Consider the following 20,331-nt stretch of genomic DNA (forward strand, 5'->3'; position numbering starts at 1 on the left):
GGGATGGTCCTTGGGAAAATTGATGTGGTGGACATGAGTGCCTCTCAGCACTTGCTGTCGATGTACGCGAGGGCATCGGCTCGGTCGGAGAACGTGCGGCCCATATCGCGAAAAGAGAGCCACTCGTAGTAGCTGACCAGCTTGCGCCCCCGGCGCACGTTGCGAGCGGCGCAGAGGCACGTCATGAAATACGGCTCACCGCCCACCGTGCTTTTGAGACTGAGGAGCACCCAGCTCAGGCCATCGGCCTTGCGGGTGGTGATGAGTTCGCCAGTGCTCATTTCGGGCGCACTGGTTTGGACCTGTACTTGCATTTTGAATCTCCCCGCCAACAGGTGGCGTATCGTGTTTCGCGCATCAGCCGGATGCGTCGGCCGGTGTCTGTCGATCACCGTGGAGTCAATGTAGCTCAATTTGAGCTACTTTGAAAGCACCGAATTTGCTCGCTCTCGGGCAGCGTGGTACGCTGAAAGCACCTCACCGCAGTTTCGGGCCAGCACATGCTGGCCTTAGTTTTTTGTGCCCCCCTCGGCACAGTCACTCCATCGCAACCGCCGCATGTCGCGGCCCACCTGATGGAGTGAGCAATGGAACCCAAAGACCCCGCCGCCGAAGCCAAGCAAATGACTGCGGCCGAGGCCGCCAAGCGCGTCAAGCGGACCGTGACCGAGCTGGTCGACGGCAAGGAAGGCGCCAAGGTGCCTCGCAGCAAGAAGGTGGCTGTTGAAGCCGAAGAAGTGCTGTCGTTCCAGGACTACGGCACGCACGTGGTCGTGGTGACCATCGACGGCCAGAAGCTCACCGACGCGGCTGAGTAAGCGGACCATGCCGAAATTCGCACCATTGGTTGCCGCGCTCGCTGCTGCGGGCGGGCTGCGCACCACGATGGAGGTGGAAGGCGCCATGCGCGAGGCTGCGGCCACGCCCGAGCGTGACTTCCGCCAGCTCATGGACGTGGTGCGCGCCGCGATCTCCGAGCAGATCAACAGCGGCCGGTTGCCCGAGCAGCGCCGGTACATCAGCCTCTCGGCCATCTACGCCGACCGTGCTGTCATCGAGATCGACGGCAAGCACTACCAGTACGGCTATTCGTTCAAGGCCGTGGCCGGGACCGAGCAGCTCGTGCTGGCGGCGCCCATTGAAGTGGTCGAGTCGTATGTGCCGGTAATCCAGACGCCGGCCGCGACAAAGGCTGCGCCTGGCGCAGCGGTGACCACCGTGCGCGAGGCCGTGAACGCTGTCGAGCAAGGCGCCGCCGATGCCGTGGCCTTCCGCGAGGCTGCCGATGGGTCCATCGAAGTCACGCTGATCAAGGCCGGACGCAGCATCAACAAGGCCTACTACCCCGACACCGCGCTGCGCGAGGCCGTGCCCCTGTTCGATGGTGTGCGCGTGTTCGCCAAGAGCGACGCGGAGCACTCCGCAGGCAAGGGCAAGGACGTGCGCAACCTGATCGGGGGCATCTACGGCGTGCGCTTCGTCGAGGGTGCGGCGCCCGACACCGGAGCGCTCGTGGGCACCTTCAAAGCCCTGGACCCGACCGACGCAGCAGTCACCAAGATGACAGAGGCCGTTAAGCGCGGCATGCAGGGGCTGCTGGGTCTTTCCATCGACGCGGACGCCCGCACCAAGAAGCGCAAGGCCGGTAACGAGACCCTGCGCGAGGCCGTGAAGTTCACGCGGGTGCATTCCGTTGACCTGATTGTCGAGCCGGGCGCTGGTGGCGGCCTGGATCGTCTGACCGAAGCCGCCGCCGACCAACTACCCACCACCACCGAAGGAAACGCAATGCCTCTCTGGAAGCAACGCATGCTGGAAGCCGTGAAGGCCAAAGACCCAGCCAAGCACGCCACGATCAACGTGGACACGATCACCGACGATGAGGTGGTCAATCTGCATGAGTCCGTGTGCGGCCCGCTGGTGCCTGCGGACCCCAGCACCACGCGCATCACCGAAGCCGTGGGCGACAACGCGCCACTGACACGCGCCGACCTGGCCGTGTTCGCGGCCCGCCAGGGCGCTGCCGCCCGCATCGGCGCCAGCAAGCTGCCCCAGGCGGCCAAAGATCGCCTGCTGGTGCAGATCAACACCGCCCCGGCCGAGCGCCTGACAGAAGCCGCCGTGGACGAAGCCATCAAGGCCGAGGGCGTGTACATCGGCCGCTTCACCGAAAGCGGCGCGGTGCGCGTTCCCGATTTCGGCGGCATCAGCGTGGAAGACCGCTCCGTCAAGATCGGCGAGATGCTGACGGCGTTCTTTGACCCGTCCCACAAGGAGCACCGCAACGTGCAGTCGCTGCGCGAGTGCTACATCGAGATCACGGGCGACAAGCGCGTGACCGGCATGGTGCGTGACTGCGACCTGTCGCGCATGGCTGAAAGCCTGGGCGTGATGCGCGAGGCCGTGAACAGCACCACCTGGTCGGAGGCGCTGGGCGACAGCATCACCCGCCGCATGCAGGCCGTCTACACCGGCTTGACCAACCTGGACACCTGGAAGAAGGTGGCAACCTGGGGGCCGGTGAGCGACTTTCGCACGCAGGAGCGCGTGCGCATCGGCGGCTATGGGAACCTGCCCGCCGTGGCGCAGGGCGCGGCCTACGGCGCGCTCAGCTCGCCCGGTGACGACAAGGCCACCTACGCAGTGACAAAGCGCGGCGGCACCGAAGAGGTGACGCTGGAAGCCATCAAGAACGATGACGTGCAAGCGCTGCGCCGCATTCCCACCGAGCTGGCCTTGGCGGCAAAGAACACGCTGTACGAGTTCGTGTTCGACTTCTTCCGCGTCAACGGCCTGATCCACGACGCCAAGGCGCTGTATCACGTGGATCACGGCAACCTGCTCACCGCAGCTTTGAGCGCGGCCGAGTATGCGACCCACCGCCTGGCGATGCTCAAGCAGACCCGCGCGGGCAGCGCCAAGCGCCTTGCCACCGGTCCCGCCTCCATCCTCGTGCCCTACGAGCTGGAAGAGACTGCCTTCAACCTGTTCGTGCGCAACCAGAACCTGGACAAGACGTTCGTGCAGTCGATCAACCCCGAGGTGATACCGGTGAGCTACTGGACCGACGCCAACGACTGGTGCACGGTGGCCAGCCCCACGGTGCTGCCGGTGCTGGAAATCGGCTTCCTCGACGGGCGCGAAGACCCCGAGCTGTTCGTGCAGGACCAGCCCAACTCGGGCTCCATGTTCTCGAACGACAAGCTGACCTACAAGATTCGCCACGTGTACGGCGGGGCCGTGCTGGTCGACGGCGAAAAAGGCACCACCAAGGCGGTGGTCGCGTAACCCAACTCGTAGCAGCGCGAAGTGCGCGCCGTGACCGGCGCGGGGGTGTGGTGAGCCTCGACGGATTGAGAGATGGAAATGCACCCGGCCCCCTCGCAAGAGGTGGGCTCGCAAAGGCACCGTGCGAAGCCTTTGCGAACCCAGCCGCAACCGACCCAACCAACCTTTAAAGCAGACCCGACCCATGGCCCTGGCCGACTATCAACAGCTCGTAGATGACATGGTGCCCGACCAGGCCGCCAACATCACGCCCGAGGTGCGCGACCGCGCCATTGGCAACGCGGTGCTGCGCTATGGCACTGACCTGGAGCGGGTGGTGGTGGAGGATGTGGTGTGGACGGACCCGGGCTATGACGGCCCGATGCCGGCCGACTGGATCGATGGTGCCTACGTGCGCCAGGCCGAGCACCCTGTGGGCCAGCAGCCGCCCGCGCTGATCGAGCTGGCGGTGTACCAAGGCCCGGGCGGGCAGCGCCTGGCGTCTGTGGAGCCGATGGATGCCGGCGACGTGGTGCGCGTGACTTATGGCTCGCCGCACCTCCTGCAGGCGGCACCTACCCCCGCCGACACCATACCGCTCAAGCACCGCTTGGCGGTGGCCCAGCTCGCGGCCAGCCTGCTGTGCGCCCAGCTCGCCACGCGGTACAGCGGCCAGCGTGAGACGGCCATTGGCGCCGATGTCACCCAGGCCGAAACGCGGGCGCGTGAGTACTCGGCCCGCGCCAAGGAATACCGCACGGCGTACTACGTGGGCACGGACCAGGCCGACCCATTTGCCAAAGGCACCACGCCCGCAGGCACCGGGGCAACCGCCGCCGCCGTGGTGAGCTGGCCTGGCCGCACGCGCGGCAGTCTGACGCGAGGTGTGCTGTGACCCGGATGCACCTGAGCTTTGCCGGGCTGGACGCACTGCGCCGTGGCTTTGACCAGGCGCCCGCGATGACGCAGCGCGAGCTGCTGGGGGCCACCACCGAGGCCACGTTGCTGATGGAGCGCGAGGTCAAGGACGGCATGCCGCGCGTGACGGGCATGACGGCGGCCAGCGTGAGCAGCGATGCTTTCAGCAGCCCCGTGGGCGTGATCGGCGTGGTGGGCAGCTCGCAGCCAACCGCCATGTTCCTGGAGCTGGGCACCAAGCCGCACATGCCACCCATTGAGGCCTTGGTGCCATGGGTGCAGGCCCGCCTGGGCGTTGAGCCCAAGCGCGCCCGCAGCGTGGCCTTTCTGGTGGCTCGCAAGATCGCCCGCAAGGGCACCAAGCCGCAGCGCAATTTCGAAAAGGTGGCCATCGCAACCGAGGGCCAGGTGCTGCGCATGCTGGAAGACGCTGCAGGCCGCATAGCAGCCAATCTGGCCGGTGCTGGGGGTGGGGCATGAGCAGCGTACTGCAGGCCCACCGCGCGGCCATTGTGGCGGCGCTGGCATCCGTGCCCGGCATGGGCGTGGTGCACGACCGCGAGCGGTATGCCACCGACAACGGCAAGTTCGCGGCGCTGTACCTGTACACGCCCGCTGGTGGCAAGCCACAGATCCGTGGCTGGTGGATTCGGCGCGTGGAGACCGAGGAGCGCATCGACGTGTACGGCCCGGGCACCAGCACCAACGTCTTCATATGGCAGGTGCGCGGCTACATGGCATTCGCCGACGCCGATGCGTCCGAGCTGGTGCTCGATGAGCTGGTGGAGAGCTTTCGCGCTGTGGTGCGCGATGACCTCTCGCTGGGCGGCGTGTGCGAGCCGCCACCCGAAGAAGAGACGGACGGTGTGCAGGTGCTGGACGCTGGACCCGTGATGTTCGCTGGGGCGCTGTGCCACAGCGTGCTTTTGCAACTCAAGACCTGGAGCGACCTATGACCAAGAAAGGCACGACCAATGCCAGCCCGACCACTGCCCTTGCGGCCCAAACGTCCACGGCGAACGCGACAGCAGAAGCGGCCACGGCGCAGGCCGGCGCCAGTGCAACTGGATCTGGAGCTGGAGCCGGAACCGTGGTTTCTGCCGAAGCGGCAACGGCGGGCGCCCAACCCACCGGGGCCGACAAACACCAAGGCCATGGCGGCCACTACCGCCGCTTGAATGGCGTGCGCCAGCTGGTGCACCGCACGAAGGCCGAGGACGAAGCCGAGCCAGCTGAGAAGGCTGGCGACAAGGGCGACGAAAGCGCCCAGGCAGAGCCGGCCTGACCAGACCGCCCACTGACGCAACACACCGGAGATTGAAATGGCAAAGAAAACACGACTGACCAGCCTGCTCGCGAAGATCGAGACGGTATACGGCACCGACCCCACGCCCACGGGCGCATTGAATGCGGTGCGCATCTTCGACGGCACCATCCAGCCGCTGGAAGGCGATGAGGTGTCTACCCAGTACATGCAGGCGCACTTCGGCGCGGGCGAGACCACCCAGGTCACGCAGTACATGAGCATGTCTTTCAAGGTGCCTTTCAGCGGCGTGGCCGCTGCAGGCGATGAACCTGGCGTGGCGGCCCTGCTGCGCATGTGCTCCATCGCCATGACGGAAGACGTTGGCGTAAGCCACACCTTCGACCCGGTGACCAACAACCCCGAGTCGGGCACGATCTACTGCAACATCGACGGCATCCTGCACAAGTCCACGGGCGTGCGTGGGAACGTCAAGGTTGATATCGCGGCCAAGGCCGTGCCATCGTGGCAGTTCGACATCATGGGTGCCTTCGTGCCGCTCACTGATGCCCCGCCGCCCGCCGCCGTTTACGCGAAGTTCCTGAAGGCGTTGCCGGTCAACAAGACCAACACCACCGCCACGCTGGACAGCATCACGCTGGCCGCGTACAGCTTTTCTTTCGACGTGGCAAACACGGTCACCAAGGAAGACCTGATGAACGTGGACAGCGTGGACATCACCGACCGCGTGTCGACCGGCTCCATCACCTTCCGGACCAACAGCATCGCCACGAAGAACTGGGTGGAGATGGCCCGTGTGCGCGCCCAGGTGCCGCTAGTCATCAAGCACGGCCAAGGTGCGACCAACACGATCACCATCACCTCGGCCCAGGCCGAGATCGGCAAGCCCACCTACGGTGACTCCAACGGCATCCACACCACCACGCTGCCGCTCAAGTTCGTGCCTACAGACGCCGGCAATGACGAGTGGTCCATCGTGATCTGACGGCCCCCGCCGTTTGACCAGGCGCACCTGGTGCGCCTTTCTTTCTCCCTCTCTCACTTCAACTTTTAAAGGAGCCTCTCATGGCCGTCGTTTTTGCTCGCAGTCACCCAATCTTCACGCGCCCCGCAACCTACTACGCGCCCGCTGGCGCTGGATTCGACGCCTGGCGCTTCACCATCGACTTCAAGGTCTTGAGCGGGGACGAACTCAAGGCCCTGAACGAGCGCTATGAGAAGGGCGAACTGTCCAACGCGGGCTTGCTGGATGAGGTGGTGAAGGGCTGGCACGGACTCAAGGACGCTGATGCGCAAGAAGTGCCCTACAGCATCGCCGAGCGCAAGGCGACGGAAGCGGAGTACCCCGGTTTCGAGCAATCGATGGCCATCGCGTTTTTTGATGCGGTGGCGATCAACCAGCGCACGGCGGCGGTGCTGGCCGAGGAGGCCGCAAAAAACTTCGCGGCGCAGTCCAGCACCACTACGGACTAGACGGCGCCGCCGACGACGTGGTCGATGAGGAGATGCGCAGGGAGGCAGAGGGCCTGGGCATCGACATCGACCAGCTCGTGCCGCCGCAGGACCAGCTCGAAGAGCCAGAGGACTTCGAGCTGTGGCCGGACCATTGGGATGCATGGATGGTCTTTCTGCGCGTGCAGAGCCAATGGAAATTGGTAGTGGGCATGGGTGGTGCCCTGTGGACAGGATTGGACTACCAGGGCGTGGACATGGTGCTGCGCAAGGTGGTGCGCGATGAGGACCGCCACCTGGTGGTGCTGGATCAGCTGCAGGTGATGGAGCAAGAGGCTCTGAAGATTCGCAACAAGTAGACGCAAGGACAGGCACACAACATGGCAGGCGCGGTACGGCAGATCGGCATCAAGCTGGTGATCGACGGGCAATCGGCGCAGGCCGAGCTGCCCAAGATCGGCCGCGAGTTCGACCGTGTCGCCAGCAGCGCGGAGCAGGCCGCAGCACGCACCTCGCGCGGCCTGCAGCAGATGGACCTGTCCATTGGCAGCATCGTCAAGGGCGCTGCCGGCCTACAGGTGGTGGCCGGTGGTTTCAACGCGATCACCGAGGCCATCAAGGCACTGCCCAAGGCTGCGTTTGGGTACTCCAGCGAGATGGAGACCACCCGGCTTGGGATGGCCGGCATCCTGGGGTCGATGACTGCCATCAACGGCAAGCAGACCGACTTCAACCAGGCGCTGCAGATCGGCAACCAGTACATCCGCAAGCTCAACGACGACGCGCTACGCACCGCCGCCACTAGTCAGGAGCTGGTAGGCGTTTTCCAAGCACTCATGGCGCCCGGGCTTGGTGCGCGCATGACGCTGGACGAGATCCGTCAGCTCACCGTGGTTGGCACCAACGCGGTCAAGAGCATGGGCCTGGCCGGCGCACAGGTGGTGCAGGAGCTGCGCGACCTTGTGCAGGGCGGCATCACCGCTTCGGGCTCCACGCTGGCGACGGCGCTGGGCCTCAAGGATGCGGACATTGCCAAGGCCAGGGCATCGAGCGAGGGACTGTTCAAGTTCCTCATGGACCGCCTGCAGGGCTTCAAGGCGTCAAGCGAAGCCTTTGATGAGACCTTCAAGGGCAAATTCGAGCAGCTCAAGGAAGGCGCTACGCGTGTAGCAGCCGAGGGCCTGGACCCCATCTTTCAGGCCAGCAAGCAAGCACTGGGCGAGGTCAGCAAGCTCTTTACGACGATTGACCAGGCCGGCAATGTCTCGCTCAACCAGGGGCTGGTGGACGACATCCGGGGCGTCGCCAATGCCACCGTGAGCGCGGTGCAGACGGGGCGTGAATGGGTGGGGATCATCTGGGAGAACCGCGAGGCCGCTGTAGCGCTCGGCGCCGCCTGGGCGGGCATCAGGCTGGGCGGCGTGGTCACCGATATTGCCGCCGCCGTTGCAGCCAAGATCGAGCTGGCGCAGGCATCGCGCCTGGCGAGCGTGCAGGCTGCGGCGGAATCCGCCACCAATACAGAGGTGATGCTGACTTCTCGGCAGAAGGTGGCTGCACTGCTGTCGGAGCTGCAGGCCAAGGCGGCGTCGGCACAGGCCGAGGTGGCTGCACAGGCAGCGCAGATCGCAACCCTCAACACCACACGCGAAGCCATCGTGCTGTCGCGCGCCGAGGTGGTGGCAAAGCTGGAAGCAACGCGCGCCACCATAGCGCAGACCGAAGCGCAGATCGTTGCCGCTCGGGCTGCGGGTGCCCAGAGCTTTGCCATCGCCGCGCTGCGCGACGGAACCAACGCGCTTGCAGTTGCCCAGGCTCGGCACGCGGCGCTACTGAACGAGCTGGCACTGCTGGGACAACAGCAAGCCCGGGTGACCACCGCCATGGCTGCGGCGACAGCCGCGCAGACTGCCGCGACCAATGCGGCAGCGACATCCGCCGCAACCCTGCAGGCGGCCAATACAGCCGCGTCAGCGTCTGCGGGCGCTGCTGCCATTGCCTCGCGTGCGTTGGGGGGCGCCGTGGGCTTCCTGGGCGGCCCCATAGGCATAGTTACAACGGCGCTCACACTTGGCGTGACGGCCTGGCAGCTCTGGGGCAGCTCTGGGGCCAACGCGCAGACCCAGGTGCAGAGCGCTGTTGCTCGCAGCACTGCAGAGATTGTTGCGGACCTGAACAAGCAGATTCAGAAGCTGCAGGAGCGCAACGGGCTCCAGGCTGCTGGCCTTGGCGATCTGGCAAAGCAAGGTGGTGAAGCTGCTGACAAGCTTGGGGCATTGCAGGCACAGATCAGCAACCTGCAGGCCAACAAGGGACCAGATGGGGGCGCGCCCCTGCCCGAGGCTGCGCGCGTTGCGCTGCTGCAAACGCTGCTCAAGCAGTACGCCTCGCTCGCCGGGACAATGCAGACGGTCAACGCCAAGCAGGCCGAGTTTGACAAAGGGGCATCCACTGGTCAGAACATGACACTGACCCTGCAGGGCCAGGAACAGGCATGGCGCAAGGTGCTCGACGGCATCAAGACCACAAGCGCGGCGCAGCAGGAATACGAGACCAAGCTCACCGCTTCGCGTCAGGCGTTTGCGCAGTACGAGGCAGGCCTCAAGAGCAGCAACGCTGACCCCGCAGTACTCAAGGCGGCGCAGGCCGAGCAGCTCCAGGTCGAGAAGGCCCTCGCCGACGAACGCGACAAGAAGCTGAAGGAAATCGGCGCCGGGGGCGTGTCGGCCCGCAATCAATCCATCGAAGCCCAGATCGAGGCGGTGAAGGCCGGCTACAAGCGTGAAGCCGAGGTGACCGCCAACGGCCTGGCCGAACTGGATGCTCTGCGCAAGCAAGACCTGGTGGGCGAGTACGACGCCATCGAGCGCGGCGCCGCGCTGCGCATGGCAGACCTCAACAGTAAGGAGGCGGCTATCCGCACCGAGCTGGCCCTGGTGGCCGGCAAGAAGGACTCTGCCAAGGAACAGGCCAAGCTGCAGGGCGAGCTGCAGGAGATTGCCCAGAAGCGGACCAACCTGGAAGCCGAAACGGCGCGCCAGGTGCGTGAGGCCGACGAGAAGCACCTGGACGCGTTGGACAAGCGCGCGACCGCAGAGCGCAACCTTGCCACCCAGGCCCAGGACAAGCTGCGCAATGCCAAGCTGGATCAGTTGGAGATCGGCAAGACAGGCGCGGCCCTGGGTGAGCTGCGCGCGGCGCGGGTAGAGGACGCAGCGGCCGAGCTGGAGCGCCAGGCCGTGGTGGCAGATGGCATCGACCTGAGCAAGCGCACAAGCGATGCGCTGCGCGACCAGGCCAAGGCCATGCGCGAGAACTTCAACACTGCGGGCTACAACGACGCCGCGCGTGGGGTCGCCGAGTACGTCAAATCCATTGACGACGCGAACCGGGCGGTGATGTATGAGCAGAGCCTTGCGGGCCTGTCGCAGCGGGACCGAGAGATTGCACTGGAGCAGTACCGCATCGCTATCTCGCTCAAGCAGCAGCTGGACCTGATCGACGCCAACAACCCGAACGATGCCCAGGGCGCGGCCAAACTCAAGGCGCAGGCGACAGAGGCGGCGATGCGTGCGAGTGCGGGCGCCGCGACGAAAGTCAACCTGGCAGAAGCCAGGAAGACAGCGGACCAGATGGACGACATCTTCCGCACAGGCTTTGCGAACATCGTGAACAACGGCAAGGGCGCCTTCAAGGCGATGGGCCAGTCCGTTGTGACCACGTTCAAGACCCAGGTCGCGAACGAGATCTACAAGATGTTCCTGCAGCCCATCGTCATGAAGGTGTCGGCAAGCGTGACCGCAACCCTGGCATCGCTGCTTGGTGGCGGATCGGGCGGTGGGTCAGGTACCTCGCTGCTGGGCCTGGCGAGCAACGCAAACTCTCTGAACACCGTCTATGGAGCCGCCTCGCAAGCGCTGACTGGTGGCACCGCTGGCGCCTCGGCACTGTCGCTTGGCTACGCCAATGCAGTCGGCATGGCGGGGGGCGACGCACTGGGCGCGCTGATTTCGGCCAATGGTGCCTGGGCGGGTGTCAGCACGGCGGCTACTGGCCTGAGCGCATCGGCTGCTGATGCGGCAATCGCCATGAACCTGGCGGCAGAGGCCGGCACTGGCGTGGCAATGGCTGCTGGCACTCTGGAGGCGTCTACGGCCGGAATTGCTGCGGCGGAAGCGGCAGGGATGATTCCAGGCGTTGCAGCAGCCGTTGAGGGCGGTGTGGCGGCGGGGGCCGCGACCGGGGTTATGGGTTCGTTGACATCAGCCCTGTCCGCTATCCCCGTGTGGGGCTGGATCGCCGCAGCGGTGATGGTGGTCGGCAGTGCTCTGAGCAAAAAGCCAACGCCTCACAGCGGTGGCGCGGTTTACTCCGACCCGATTCTGACCGCAGCCATCAATCCGAACGACAAAGACCCAATCGGGTTTTCCAGCTATGTCGACAAGGACACGCTGACCAAGGTCAACAGCATCGCCACGGGCACGCAACGGGGCCTGAACTCCATTCTTGCGACCGGCACGAGCAAGACGCCGTTGGCGGTGATGACGGGCTACGCTGATGACGAGAGCAAGGATGGAGCCTGGGGTCAGCTGATCATCAAGAAGCTGGACGCGACTGTTGAAGACGCCCTGGTCAACTGGGAGAGGTCGCGCACCGAGAGGTGGGCGCCGCGCGTGTTCGCGGATGGCGAGGAAGGATTTAAACAGTACCAGAACGCGGTGGCGGCAGACTCCATCGCTGCGCTCAAGGCCGTGAGCAGCGAGCTGCCGGCCTGGGTCAACCGCATGGTCAGCGCGGCCAATACGGCGGGCGACAACACTGCGGAGGTGTTCGCCAAGCTGGTGACGGACATCGGTGAATATCCAGAAAAGCTGCTGAAGACCTTGGGCACGAGCACGGAGCAGTTGTCGGCGAAGCTCCGGGAGGACTTGGTCGCTGGTGACGCCGAGGCGGCCGGCGAGAATTTCGCAAACTCCATCGTGGGTGGCATCGAGAACGCGCTGCTGGGCAACTTCTCCAACCAGGTGACCAACGCAGTGACCAGCGGGATGGTGACGCCATTCATCGACGCGATGCTGACAGGCGCGACCACGAGCGAGGCCATCTCTGCGATGACCACGGCGACGACCCTTGAAAGGGTCAAGCAGCAGGCTGCAGCCTTTAAAGAAATCTGGAACAACAAGGAGTTTCAGGAGGCACTTGGGGAGCTGCGCACCACCCTCTCCAGTACGGTCTCCACGGGGGCACAGGGCGCGGGCTACCAGCCGCAGTACGTGGCATCGACCACCTCGATCAAGGCCAACACGGAAGCGGTCAAGGAATCGACAGCCGCGAACAACGACGCGGCCGACGCGGCCAAGCGAATCGCCGATGAGCGCAAGGGCCTGCAGGACCAGATCGACGATCTGACGATGTCGCGCACTGAGCTGATCGCCAAGGAGCGCCTCACCGTCGACGCCAGCAACCGTGACCTGTTTGACCGCCTGCAGTTGCTGCAGGATGAGCGGCGGATATCGGATGAGCGCAAGGGCATGGAGCAGACGTGGCTCTCTGCTATTGGGGCAACGGCCGAGCTGCGCCGCCGTGAGCTGGAGAGCATTGACCCAGCCAATCGCGCTCTGCAGCAGATGATTTACAACCTTGAAGACGTCAAGACGGCAGCTGAGTCGGCCAAGGCCAAGGTGGACAGCGACTACAACGTGTTGGTCCGCTCGGTCGACGCCGAGAAAAAGGCGCTGGCCGACCGCCTTGCGACGGCGAAAGAGGGCCTGGCGGCGCAGTCGGAAGCGGCGCGCGAGTCGGTGAGCAAGATCACCGAAATCTTCAACACGCTGAAAAACGCCATCAAGAGCGTGGTGGTGGAGAGCGACGAACTTAATCGCGCCCGCCGTGCTGCGGCCGATGCCGCGCTGCGCGATGCTCTGACACAGGTCAAGAGCGGCGTGCGCGTGGACTCCATCAAAGGCCTGGAAGATGCCTTGCAGACGGTTGCCAAGCCGAGCGACCAGCTCTATGGCCGCTTCTCGGACTACGCCAAGGCTCAGGACGAGTCGGCCGATCTGATCCGCCAGCTGACAGGCCATGCCGGCGACCAGCTCAGCGTGGCTGACCTCACCCTCAAGGCCACCGAGGCCAGCGCGAAGGCGCTGGACAAGCAGTACCAGCAGGACATTGCCGCGCTGGACGCAACGCTCAAGATTTGGCGCGAAAACATCGATGCGGTGGCCGGCGTGGACACCAGCGTGATAAGCGTGCGCGACGCTGTCAACGCCCTGTCCGGCTCGCTGTACAAGAGCCAGACGGCCAACCAGGCGGTCGCAGCAGCCACGGGAGGCGCGCTGAGCGGTTTCAGCACCCGCCAGGTGGAGGCGGGCGTGACCTTCATCAAGCAGAAAGCGGCCACGGGCGATATGCGCGGAGTCTACGAAGGCGCCCTCGCGGCGGGCTTGACGGTGGAGCAGCTCCTGGGGCTTGGCGCAGCAGCAGGCTGGAGCACGATCTCTGCCGAGGACATCAAGGCCTTTGGCGTGCGAAACGGCCTGCGGCCCCTGGCCGGAAGCGCCGCGCCGAGCGCTGGTGCGGGTGCGGGCAACGGCGCCCTGTCGGGCTACACCAGCGAGCAGGTTTCGGGCGGTGTGGACTACATCAAGGATCGGGCCAGCGCGGGCGATATCAGCAGCATCTACCAAGGGGCGGTGAACGTTGGAATGACAGCGGAGCAACTGGCTGCAGCCATCGTCAAGGCCGGCTACGACGTGACGCCCGACCAGGTGCGCGACTGGGGCCAGCAGGCGGGACTGCCGCCTCTGGCTGGCAAGTTCGCAACGGGCGGTGCCTTCGTGGGCGGCGGGGTCGTGCACCGGCCCACGTACTTCGACATGGGCCAGATGGGCGAGGCGGGTTCGGAGGGCATCCTGCCGCTTGCCAACATCAACGGCAAGCTGGGCGTGTCGGCGGCCGGCATGGGCACAGGGGCCATCGTGGCGGCCATAGAGGCCCTGCAGGCGCTGCTGGCGACCGTGGCAGCCAACACCGAGGCGGGGGCCGTGCATGCGTACCAAGGGGCCAAGGCAACCCAAGAAATCGCCGACCGTGGCGTGGGCGTCAAGCCCATTAAAGACCTACCTCTGGTGATCGCATCATGAGAATTCTTCGACCGATTGATGTCTCCGATGCGGTTCTTATCAGCAGCAGCGTGCCCTTGCCTGTGGTTGGCCCTGGTGTTGATCCTGACCCAGCCCTGTGGCTTGCAGGTTCGACCTATGCGGTTTCCGTCGAGGTGTATGAGGGCAAGCGCCGCTACCGCAGCCGCCAGGCGGCCAACACCGGTAAGCCGCCATCGACCAGCCCTGACTGGTGGCTCGACCTTGGTCCCGTGAACCGGCATGCGATGTTTGACACCAGCCTGGGCACAGTGACCAGTGCGGCCGAGCAGATCGTGGTGGTGCTGCAGCCACAGTCATATGTGGATGCGGTGCTGCTGATGGGCGTGGATGCTGCGACGACGCGGCTGCGCGTGCTGGGCAGTCCTTACGACAAGACCGTGGAGATGATCCATGCGCGCGCCGTGAGCAACATGTACGAGTACCGGTTTGAGCCCTTCGAGGTGCGGCAGAAGGTGCTCTTCTCTGGCCTACCCGTGGGTGCCGGCGCGCAGATCGAAATCACCATCTCCAAGCCCGGTGGCACTGCGGCTTGCGGCATGTGCGTGGCAGGGCTGATGCGCCAATTCGGCCGCACCGAGTTCGGGGCCAGCGTGGGCATCAAGGACTTCGGCATCAAGAGCGTTGACAAATGGGGCGCACCCACCGTGCTGGAGGGCGCCTGGGCCGACCGCATGTCACTGACCGTTGATCTGCTCAACAGCGAGATCGACGCGCTCAAGCGCGAGCTGACCAAGTACCGCAGCGTGCCGGTCGCCTGGATCGCCTCGGACCTGTTCGAAGCAACCCAGGTGTTCGGTGTTTACAGAGACTTCGGCGTGGTTATCCCGAATGCCAAGCGCTCGAAGTGCTCCATTGAAATCGAAGGTTTTGCATGACCATCACCGTTATTCCCACACTGCCGACGCCGCCCAACAGCGTGACCCGGCCCACCACCTTCAACGCGGACTCGGACGCCACGTTTGCCGCCCTGCCTGCCGTCGTCCTTGCGTGGAATGCCAATGTGACGGCCTTCAACGATGGTGTGATCTCGGTTGCTGCCGACAAGGTCATATCCCTGCAGGCGCGGGATGATGCACTCGCCGCCGCCGTGATCGCGCAGGATTGGGCATCGAGCGCCATCAACGCGCCCGGCACCTGGGCAACCAGCTCCAGCAACTTGGTGCTTGCTGCAGGCACAGCGACCATCACGCTCGACCAGATGGGCAAGCTGTTTGCCAAGGGGCAAAACATCACGGTCGCCCGCACCTCCAATCCGCTGGTGCAGGCGCCCGCCATCATCACCAACTTCGTGCCGGGCACGGGCGTGATGACCTTCGCTCTGGGCGAGCCAACGGCAGCAGGGACCTACAGCGACTGGACCATCAGCATCGCGCCGCCGCCTGGTGCTTTCGTGCGGATCACCTACGACAACCGCAGCTCGCTGCGTGGTGTGTCGGCCATGCCAGGCGGTGCGGCGATGGTGGACGGGCTGGGCATGTTTCTCCATGCCGCTGGCTCCACCGAGCTGGACGACGACGAGACCTGCTTTGCGACAGCCACCGGGCGCTGGCTGTTGGTGGCCGCCAACCTGGATGTGGTCAACGGTTGGCTGCAACCGGTGCTGGACCAGTGCAACGTGGGTTCGATCAACGGTTCAGTGCTCTCGTCCCTCACCAGCATCAACGCAGTGACCTCGGCCACGCTGACGGCCCCCGCAGCGGGTGCATTGCCAGGTGATCGCGTCATCGTCACGCCGCCTGGTGCGCTGCAGGCCTGGGGCACGTTCTATGGCTTCGTGCCTGCCTTGGACACGGTCTCCATCGTGATCGGCAACAGCCATGGTTCGACCGCCCTCACCACCAATGTCGCCGGCACCTGGCGATTCACCGTTCTCAAGGAGCTGACCTGATGTCCATCGTTCGCGCAATCCGCCTCGCAAATTCGCTTGAGGCCGGCACCACCGATGCCACCGCGCTGGAAGCGCTGCTGGCCGACAACGCCCGCAAGGGCGAGCTGGGGGGCCTGATGACCCTGCGCGGCCAGGCCCGCCGCCTGGCCGACAACGCCATAGCCGCTGCAGCGGTTGCTGGCAGCCCCCTGGCCGTGGGGATCATGGCTGGCGCCCGGGTGGGTGCCGATGAGTTCGCGGCGAGTCCCATCGCCTCGGCTGCGCTGGCCGCCAACCGCAATGCCATGCGGGCCGTCACCCTGGCTGCAGCGGGCAATCGCCGCTGGATCGAGCAGTACCCTTGGACCCTGCGCGGCCCCGCAGCGGTGGTGTTCAACGGGGTGGCCTACGGCGCCGGCATCTATGTGGCCGTGGGCAATGGCGCTGTCATCTACTCGTCAACCGACCTGATCACGTGGACGCAGCGCGTCAACCCACTGGGCGGCGCCCTCAACATCCTGGATGTGACCTTTGCCTTCGGCCTGTTCATCGCGGTCAACTCTAGCGGCAACATCCTGACATCGCCGGACGGGATCAATTGGACGCAGCGCGCCAATCCGCTTGCCATTGCGGCCGACGCAGTAGGGGATGGCAGCGCGCAGCGGTACCGCGTTCTGATCAGCGGTGACAACAAAGTGGCCTTTGCCTGCTACGACTCGACGGCAACGGTCTGGAAGGTGGTGTACTCGTCCAACGGCACTGCCTGGTCTGCATCCGTGGGCGGCGGCACTTCCACTTACAAGCGCTGGCAGTTGGCGTACGGAAACGGCGCATGGCTGTGGGGCGGCACGGTGGACAACGGCAGCTTGTCACTGTGGCGAGCCCCAGACATTACGGCCGCCGTGTGGACGAGCGTGACGCCTGCGGCCATCAGCGTCAATTCGCTGACCTTTGCCAATGGCTACTTCTACATTTCGGTCGGCAGCAACTACTACCGCTCACTCAATGGCGTGACCTGGTCGCTGGTTGCGTCCGCCCCTGCGGGCATGAGCTACGCGTACTGCGTGCAGGCTGTGGCAGGTCTCCTGCTGGCGGTGGGTGGTGGGTCGAGCACCGCGATGGGATACAGCGCGGACGGGCTCGCGAGCTTTCGGATGCTGGCAGTGCCGTTCAACGGCAGCAACCGCGTGCACCTGGTCAACGACATGATCGTGTTGACGGGCACGCCTGGCGGTATCTACACCAACTACTGAGAGGCCTCGACCCATGAAAATCGTGCACAACGGCGCGTCCATCATCGGCACCGCCACCGACGAATACATCGGCCCGGACCAGTGGGCGCCGGCACCCGAGGACTTCGATGCAGCCCGCATGTCGGAATACACGATCCAGGACGGCCTGGTGGTGCTGGTGCCGAGCACCCGCATCACCAAGCTGGCCTTTCGGAATCGGTTCACCCAGGCTGAAAAGGTCGGCATAGATCTGGCATCCATCGACAACCCCTCGGGCACCATGCCCCAGCGCCAGCAGCAGGCCGCGCTGCGCGTGTACCTGGCCGACGTGGCCTCGGCGAGCTGGATCGACCTGGCGCGCGCCGACACACGGGCCGGTGTGCAGCAGCTCGAAGACCTGGGCGTGTTGGCGGATGGTCGTGCGCTGGTGATCCTGGACACGCCCGTGGCACTTCACGAAAGGCCCCTGTGATGCGCGCCGCTTTTTACAAGGGCACCCGCCCGGGTTTGCAGGGCATTTACAGCCGCCTGGTGCGCTGGGTGGATCGCGGCCCCTACAGCCACTGCGAGCTGATCTTTGCGGACGGCATGAGCGGCAGCGCCTCTTGGGTCGATGGCGGCGTGCGCCTCAAGGTCATTGCCTATGACCCGGCGCGCTGGGACTTTATCGAGCTGCCCGAGCACCTGGAGGCGCAGGCCCGCGCGTGGTTTGAGCAGCACAAGGGCGAGGGGTATGACCTGCTGGGCAACCTGCGGTTCGTCTTCTGGATGGTGCGCGAGTCGGCCAAAGACTGGTTTTGCAATGAGGCCCTGGGCGCTGCCTGCGGTCATTTGCAGCCGTGGCGACTTGGACCCAATGGGTACGCCGCGATGCTGCTGAGCATGTACCCGCAAGGGGGGCAGGAGGGCCAGAAATAAAAAAAGACAGGGCGAGTGATGGGGGTGCTGGAACACCCCCGCCACCCGTCTCCGCCGTGAGTGAGACGGCATCAACCAAAGACCCTGCCACCTAGCTAGGCGGGGCGATTCTAGGTGATGCCAGATGCAAGACGTGAGATGTGGCAAGTGCGGCAAGTTGCTGGCACGTGCCGAGGGAACCGTAGAGATCAAGTGCCCGCGCTGCGGGTGCCTGAACCACTGGAGGGCCGGGGTCGCTGATCGCAGCGGCGAGAGCCTCAAAATGCCAGAGCGCCGCCGAGCGTCATCAACCCAACAGGACAAAGATGACTCAACTCAAAAGCCCTCTCGCATGGCTGGGCGGCAAGAGCCGCCTGGCCGACCGGATCATCGAGCGGATGCCGGTTCACCAGACCTACTGCGAGGTGTTCGCAGGCGCGGCCTGGGTGCTCTTTAAAAAGCCGGAAAGCAAGGTCGAAATCATCAACGACATCAACTCGGACCTGACCAACCTATACCGGTGCGTCAAGTTCCACCTAGCCGAGCTGGTGGCCCAGTTCCGCTGGATGCTGGTGGCGCGTGATGAGTTCGACCGCTTCCTCAAGACGCCGGCTGACACGCTGACGGACATACAGCGGGCGGCGAGGTTCTTCTACCTTGCCAAGGCGAGCTTCGGGGCAAGGATCGTGCGGCCCACCTTTGGTATCGCGGCCACGGCGCAACCCCGCCTGAACCTGCTGCGGATCGAGGAGGATTTGAGCGAGGCGCATCTGCGCCTGGCGCGGGTCTTCATCGAGTGCAGGCCCTATGACCAGGTGGTGCAGCGGTTCGACAAGCCAGGCACGCTGTTCTACTTGGACCCGCCTTACTGGGACTGCGAGAGCGACTATGGCGAGGGGGTGTTCAGCCGGGACGACTTCGGGCGTTTGGCGGCCCTCTTGGGGGCGGTGAAGGGCAAATTCATCTTGAGCCTCAATGACACGCCAGGGGTGCGGGAGACCTTCGGGGATTTCCGCATCGAGTCGGTCAAGACGCGATACAGCGTGGCGGCCACCAAGAAGGCCGAGGCGGCCGAGGTGCTGGTCACAAACTTCCGATAATTGCGTGGGAGGTGCCTATGAACGTTGGAGATTCTGTACGGTTGGCGATCAGGGACTGGTGCGACGGCGAAATCCAGTCCGCGATGCTTCATGCATGTAACGCAATAGATGGGACCGCTGCCAAGAGATATCCCAAGATGCTTGTTGGAGAGCGCTTCAAAACGCTGATACGGGATCACTATGCGATCTTCGGCCCAATGGCGCAGCCCGGTCTCGACATGGTTGGCACTAGCTGGGGGGTGAAAGGTGTGAAAGGTAGTGGTGCTGGCGGCATCGTAGATACGGCTGACATCATCTACAAGATCCACCGATGCACCCATGGGCATGGAGCCGAGTTGCCTGGAGGCTTTGAGTTACTCCCAGATGCAGCGACTGATAGCACCAAGACATCTTTTCGCTTCATGGACAAAACGGAAACTGTTCAGCTTAGCGACCGCACAATTTTTGGCCTGCTAGCTGTTGCAGTCCTAGCTCCTGAGAATCATGATCAGAAAACCCTGGACGAGGACTACTTGAGCTACGGCCGGAAGCGAATGGAGATGCGTATAAACGACTGGTGGGGAAAGGCAGACTTGTTTCACTGGATCGTTGCGAGTGATCCGCCACCCGGGCCGGTGACCGCTCGCTTTTAGCACTCAGCGTGCGCGAGCTGGACAATAGGCCGGGTTGGGAGGTGCGGCGGAGGTGAGCTTCTAGCGCCTTCTACGCCTTCGGGGTCGTGTACGAGCAGGCTGATGGCGTGATGGCTGCGCTAGGTAAGCGAAGGAACCATAGAACACCACGACCATTAAAGCCCATGCACCAGGGTGCTCAAGCCCGAGATGCATGCCAATGGCCCCTACGATGAAAGCCATAAGCCCGCTTGCCACGGTGTATCCAACCAATCTGCCGAGCGAAAGGCTGTCCTCACGCAAACGCCACAGGTAAGCCGCAAAGAATGGGAGAGGTAGGAGGACAGCAATTGCAATGCCGCTTCCCATGCAGTTTCCGTTGCAATGGCCTTTAGCGACTGCCTCTGGAACAGCACAGACGCTGCCGACCAAGGCAATCAACAGAACCAGCGGACGTGCTTTAAGCATGCCCGACTTTAAGCAAAATCGTGCCAAAGCGAGCGGCAATTAGTGCCAAAGCCTGCGTAAATCGGTGCCAAAGAGGTCGGCGCGCAATT

19 protein-coding genes are annotated in these 20,331 nt (G+C 64.4%); 18 read left to right on the plus strand and 1 reads right to left on the minus strand.

The features are described from left to right. Window positions 1–44: 44 nt before the first annotated feature. Complete coding sequence (locus AC07X5_RS30530) at window positions 45–413, minus strand: hypothetical protein (protein ID WP_494773207.1); 369 nt, start codon at window positions 411–413, stop codon at window positions 45–47. Between the two features lie 174 nt (window positions 414–587). Between AC07X5_RS30530 and AC07X5_RS30535 the strand changes: the two genes are divergently transcribed. The 18 genes from AC07X5_RS30535 (at window position 588) to AC07X5_RS30620 (ending at window position 19,795) form a co-directional block, all read left to right on the plus strand. Further along, on the plus strand, window positions 588–818 hold the full coding sequence (locus tag AC07X5_RS30535) for a hypothetical protein (protein ID WP_494773208.1): 231 nt from the start codon (window positions 588–590) through the stop codon (window positions 816–818). A 7-nt stretch (window positions 819–825) separates the two neighbouring features. Beyond that, a complete protein-coding gene (locus tag AC07X5_RS30540) occupies window positions 826–3,288 on the plus strand; it encodes a phage major capsid protein (protein ID WP_494773209.1) in 2,463 nt (820 codons plus the stop codon). Between the two features lie 184 nt (window positions 3,289–3,472). Next, window positions 3,473–4,162, plus strand: a complete 690-nt coding sequence (locus AC07X5_RS30545) for a hypothetical protein (protein WP_494773210.1) — start codon at window positions 3,473–3,475, stop codon at window positions 4,160–4,162. Between the two features lie 5 nt (window positions 4,163–4,167). Beyond that, entirely contained in the window at window positions 4,168–4,665 is a 498-nt protein-coding gene (locus AC07X5_RS30550; protein WP_494773224.1) for a hypothetical protein, read from the plus strand. After that, a complete protein-coding gene (locus tag AC07X5_RS30555) occupies window positions 4,662–5,141 on the plus strand; it encodes a hypothetical protein (protein WP_494773211.1) in 480 nt (159 codons plus the stop codon). The genes AC07X5_RS30550 and AC07X5_RS30555 overlap by 4 nt, the downstream gene beginning before the upstream one ends. A 134-nt stretch (window positions 5,142–5,275) precedes the next feature. Then, entirely contained in the window at window positions 5,276–5,470 is a 195-nt protein-coding gene (locus AC07X5_RS30560) for a hypothetical protein (RefSeq protein ID WP_494773212.1), read from the plus strand. A gap of 37 nt (window positions 5,471–5,507) precedes the next feature. Next, complete coding sequence (locus tag AC07X5_RS30565) at window positions 5,508–6,434, plus strand: phage tail tube protein (protein WP_494773213.1); 927 nt, start codon at window positions 5,508–5,510, stop codon at window positions 6,432–6,434. Between the two features lie 80 nt (window positions 6,435–6,514). Next, window positions 6,515–6,922, plus strand: coding sequence for a hypothetical protein (locus AC07X5_RS30570; protein WP_494773214.1), 408 nt, complete (start codon window positions 6,515–6,517; stop codon window positions 6,920–6,922). A 32-nt stretch (window positions 6,923–6,954) separates the two neighbouring features. Further along, a complete protein-coding gene (locus AC07X5_RS30575) occupies window positions 6,955–7,260 on the plus strand; it encodes a DUF1799 domain-containing protein (protein ID WP_494773215.1) in 306 nt (101 codons plus the stop codon). A 171-nt stretch (window positions 7,261–7,431) separates the two neighbouring features. Further along, window positions 7,432–14,046, plus strand: a complete 6,615-nt coding sequence (locus AC07X5_RS30580) for a coiled-coil domain-containing protein (RefSeq protein WP_494773216.1) — start codon at window positions 7,432–7,434, stop codon at window positions 14,044–14,046. Beyond that, complete coding sequence (locus tag AC07X5_RS30585) at window positions 14,043–14,942, plus strand: hypothetical protein (protein ID WP_494773217.1); 900 nt, start codon at window positions 14,043–14,045, stop codon at window positions 14,940–14,942. Before AC07X5_RS30580 ends, AC07X5_RS30585 begins: the two co-directional genes overlap by 4 nt. After that, window positions 14,939–15,955 (plus strand): hypothetical protein, encoded by a 1,017-nt coding sequence (locus AC07X5_RS30590; protein WP_494773218.1) that lies wholly within the window; start codon window positions 14,939–14,941, stop codon window positions 15,953–15,955. The genes AC07X5_RS30585 and AC07X5_RS30590 overlap by 4 nt, the downstream gene beginning before the upstream one ends. Further along, window positions 15,955–17,187, plus strand: coding sequence for a hypothetical protein (locus AC07X5_RS30595; RefSeq protein WP_494773219.1), 1,233 nt, complete (start codon window positions 15,955–15,957; stop codon window positions 17,185–17,187). The genes AC07X5_RS30590 and AC07X5_RS30595 overlap by 1 nt, the downstream gene beginning before the upstream one ends. A 13-nt stretch (window positions 17,188–17,200) precedes the next feature. Beyond that, window positions 17,201–17,638: a hypothetical protein gene (locus AC07X5_RS30600; RefSeq protein WP_494773220.1), complete on the plus strand. Its 438-nt coding sequence runs from the start codon at window positions 17,201–17,203 to the stop codon at window positions 17,636–17,638. Then, a complete protein-coding gene (locus tag AC07X5_RS30605; protein ID WP_494773221.1) occupies window positions 17,635–18,084 on the plus strand; it encodes a hypothetical protein in 450 nt (149 codons plus the stop codon). Before AC07X5_RS30600 ends, AC07X5_RS30605 begins: the two co-directional genes overlap by 4 nt. Before the next feature lie 124 nt (window positions 18,085–18,208). Beyond that, window positions 18,209–18,520: a Com family DNA-binding transcriptional regulator gene (locus AC07X5_RS30610; RefSeq protein ID WP_494773222.1), complete on the plus strand. Its 312-nt coding sequence runs from the start codon at window positions 18,209–18,211 to the stop codon at window positions 18,518–18,520. After that, window positions 18,420–19,163, plus strand: coding sequence for a DNA adenine methylase (locus AC07X5_RS30615; protein ID WP_494773225.1), 744 nt, complete (start codon window positions 18,420–18,422; stop codon window positions 19,161–19,163). Before AC07X5_RS30610 ends, AC07X5_RS30615 begins: the two co-directional genes overlap by 101 nt. Window positions 19,164–19,180: 17 nt before the next feature. Further along, window positions 19,181–19,795, plus strand: coding sequence for an Rv1289 family protein (locus tag AC07X5_RS30620; protein WP_494773223.1), 615 nt, complete (start codon window positions 19,181–19,183; stop codon window positions 19,793–19,795). Window positions 19,796–20,331 lie beyond the last annotated feature (536 nt).

Source organism: Acidovorax sp. GW458-11-26-14-TSB4, from assembly GCF_059423865.1.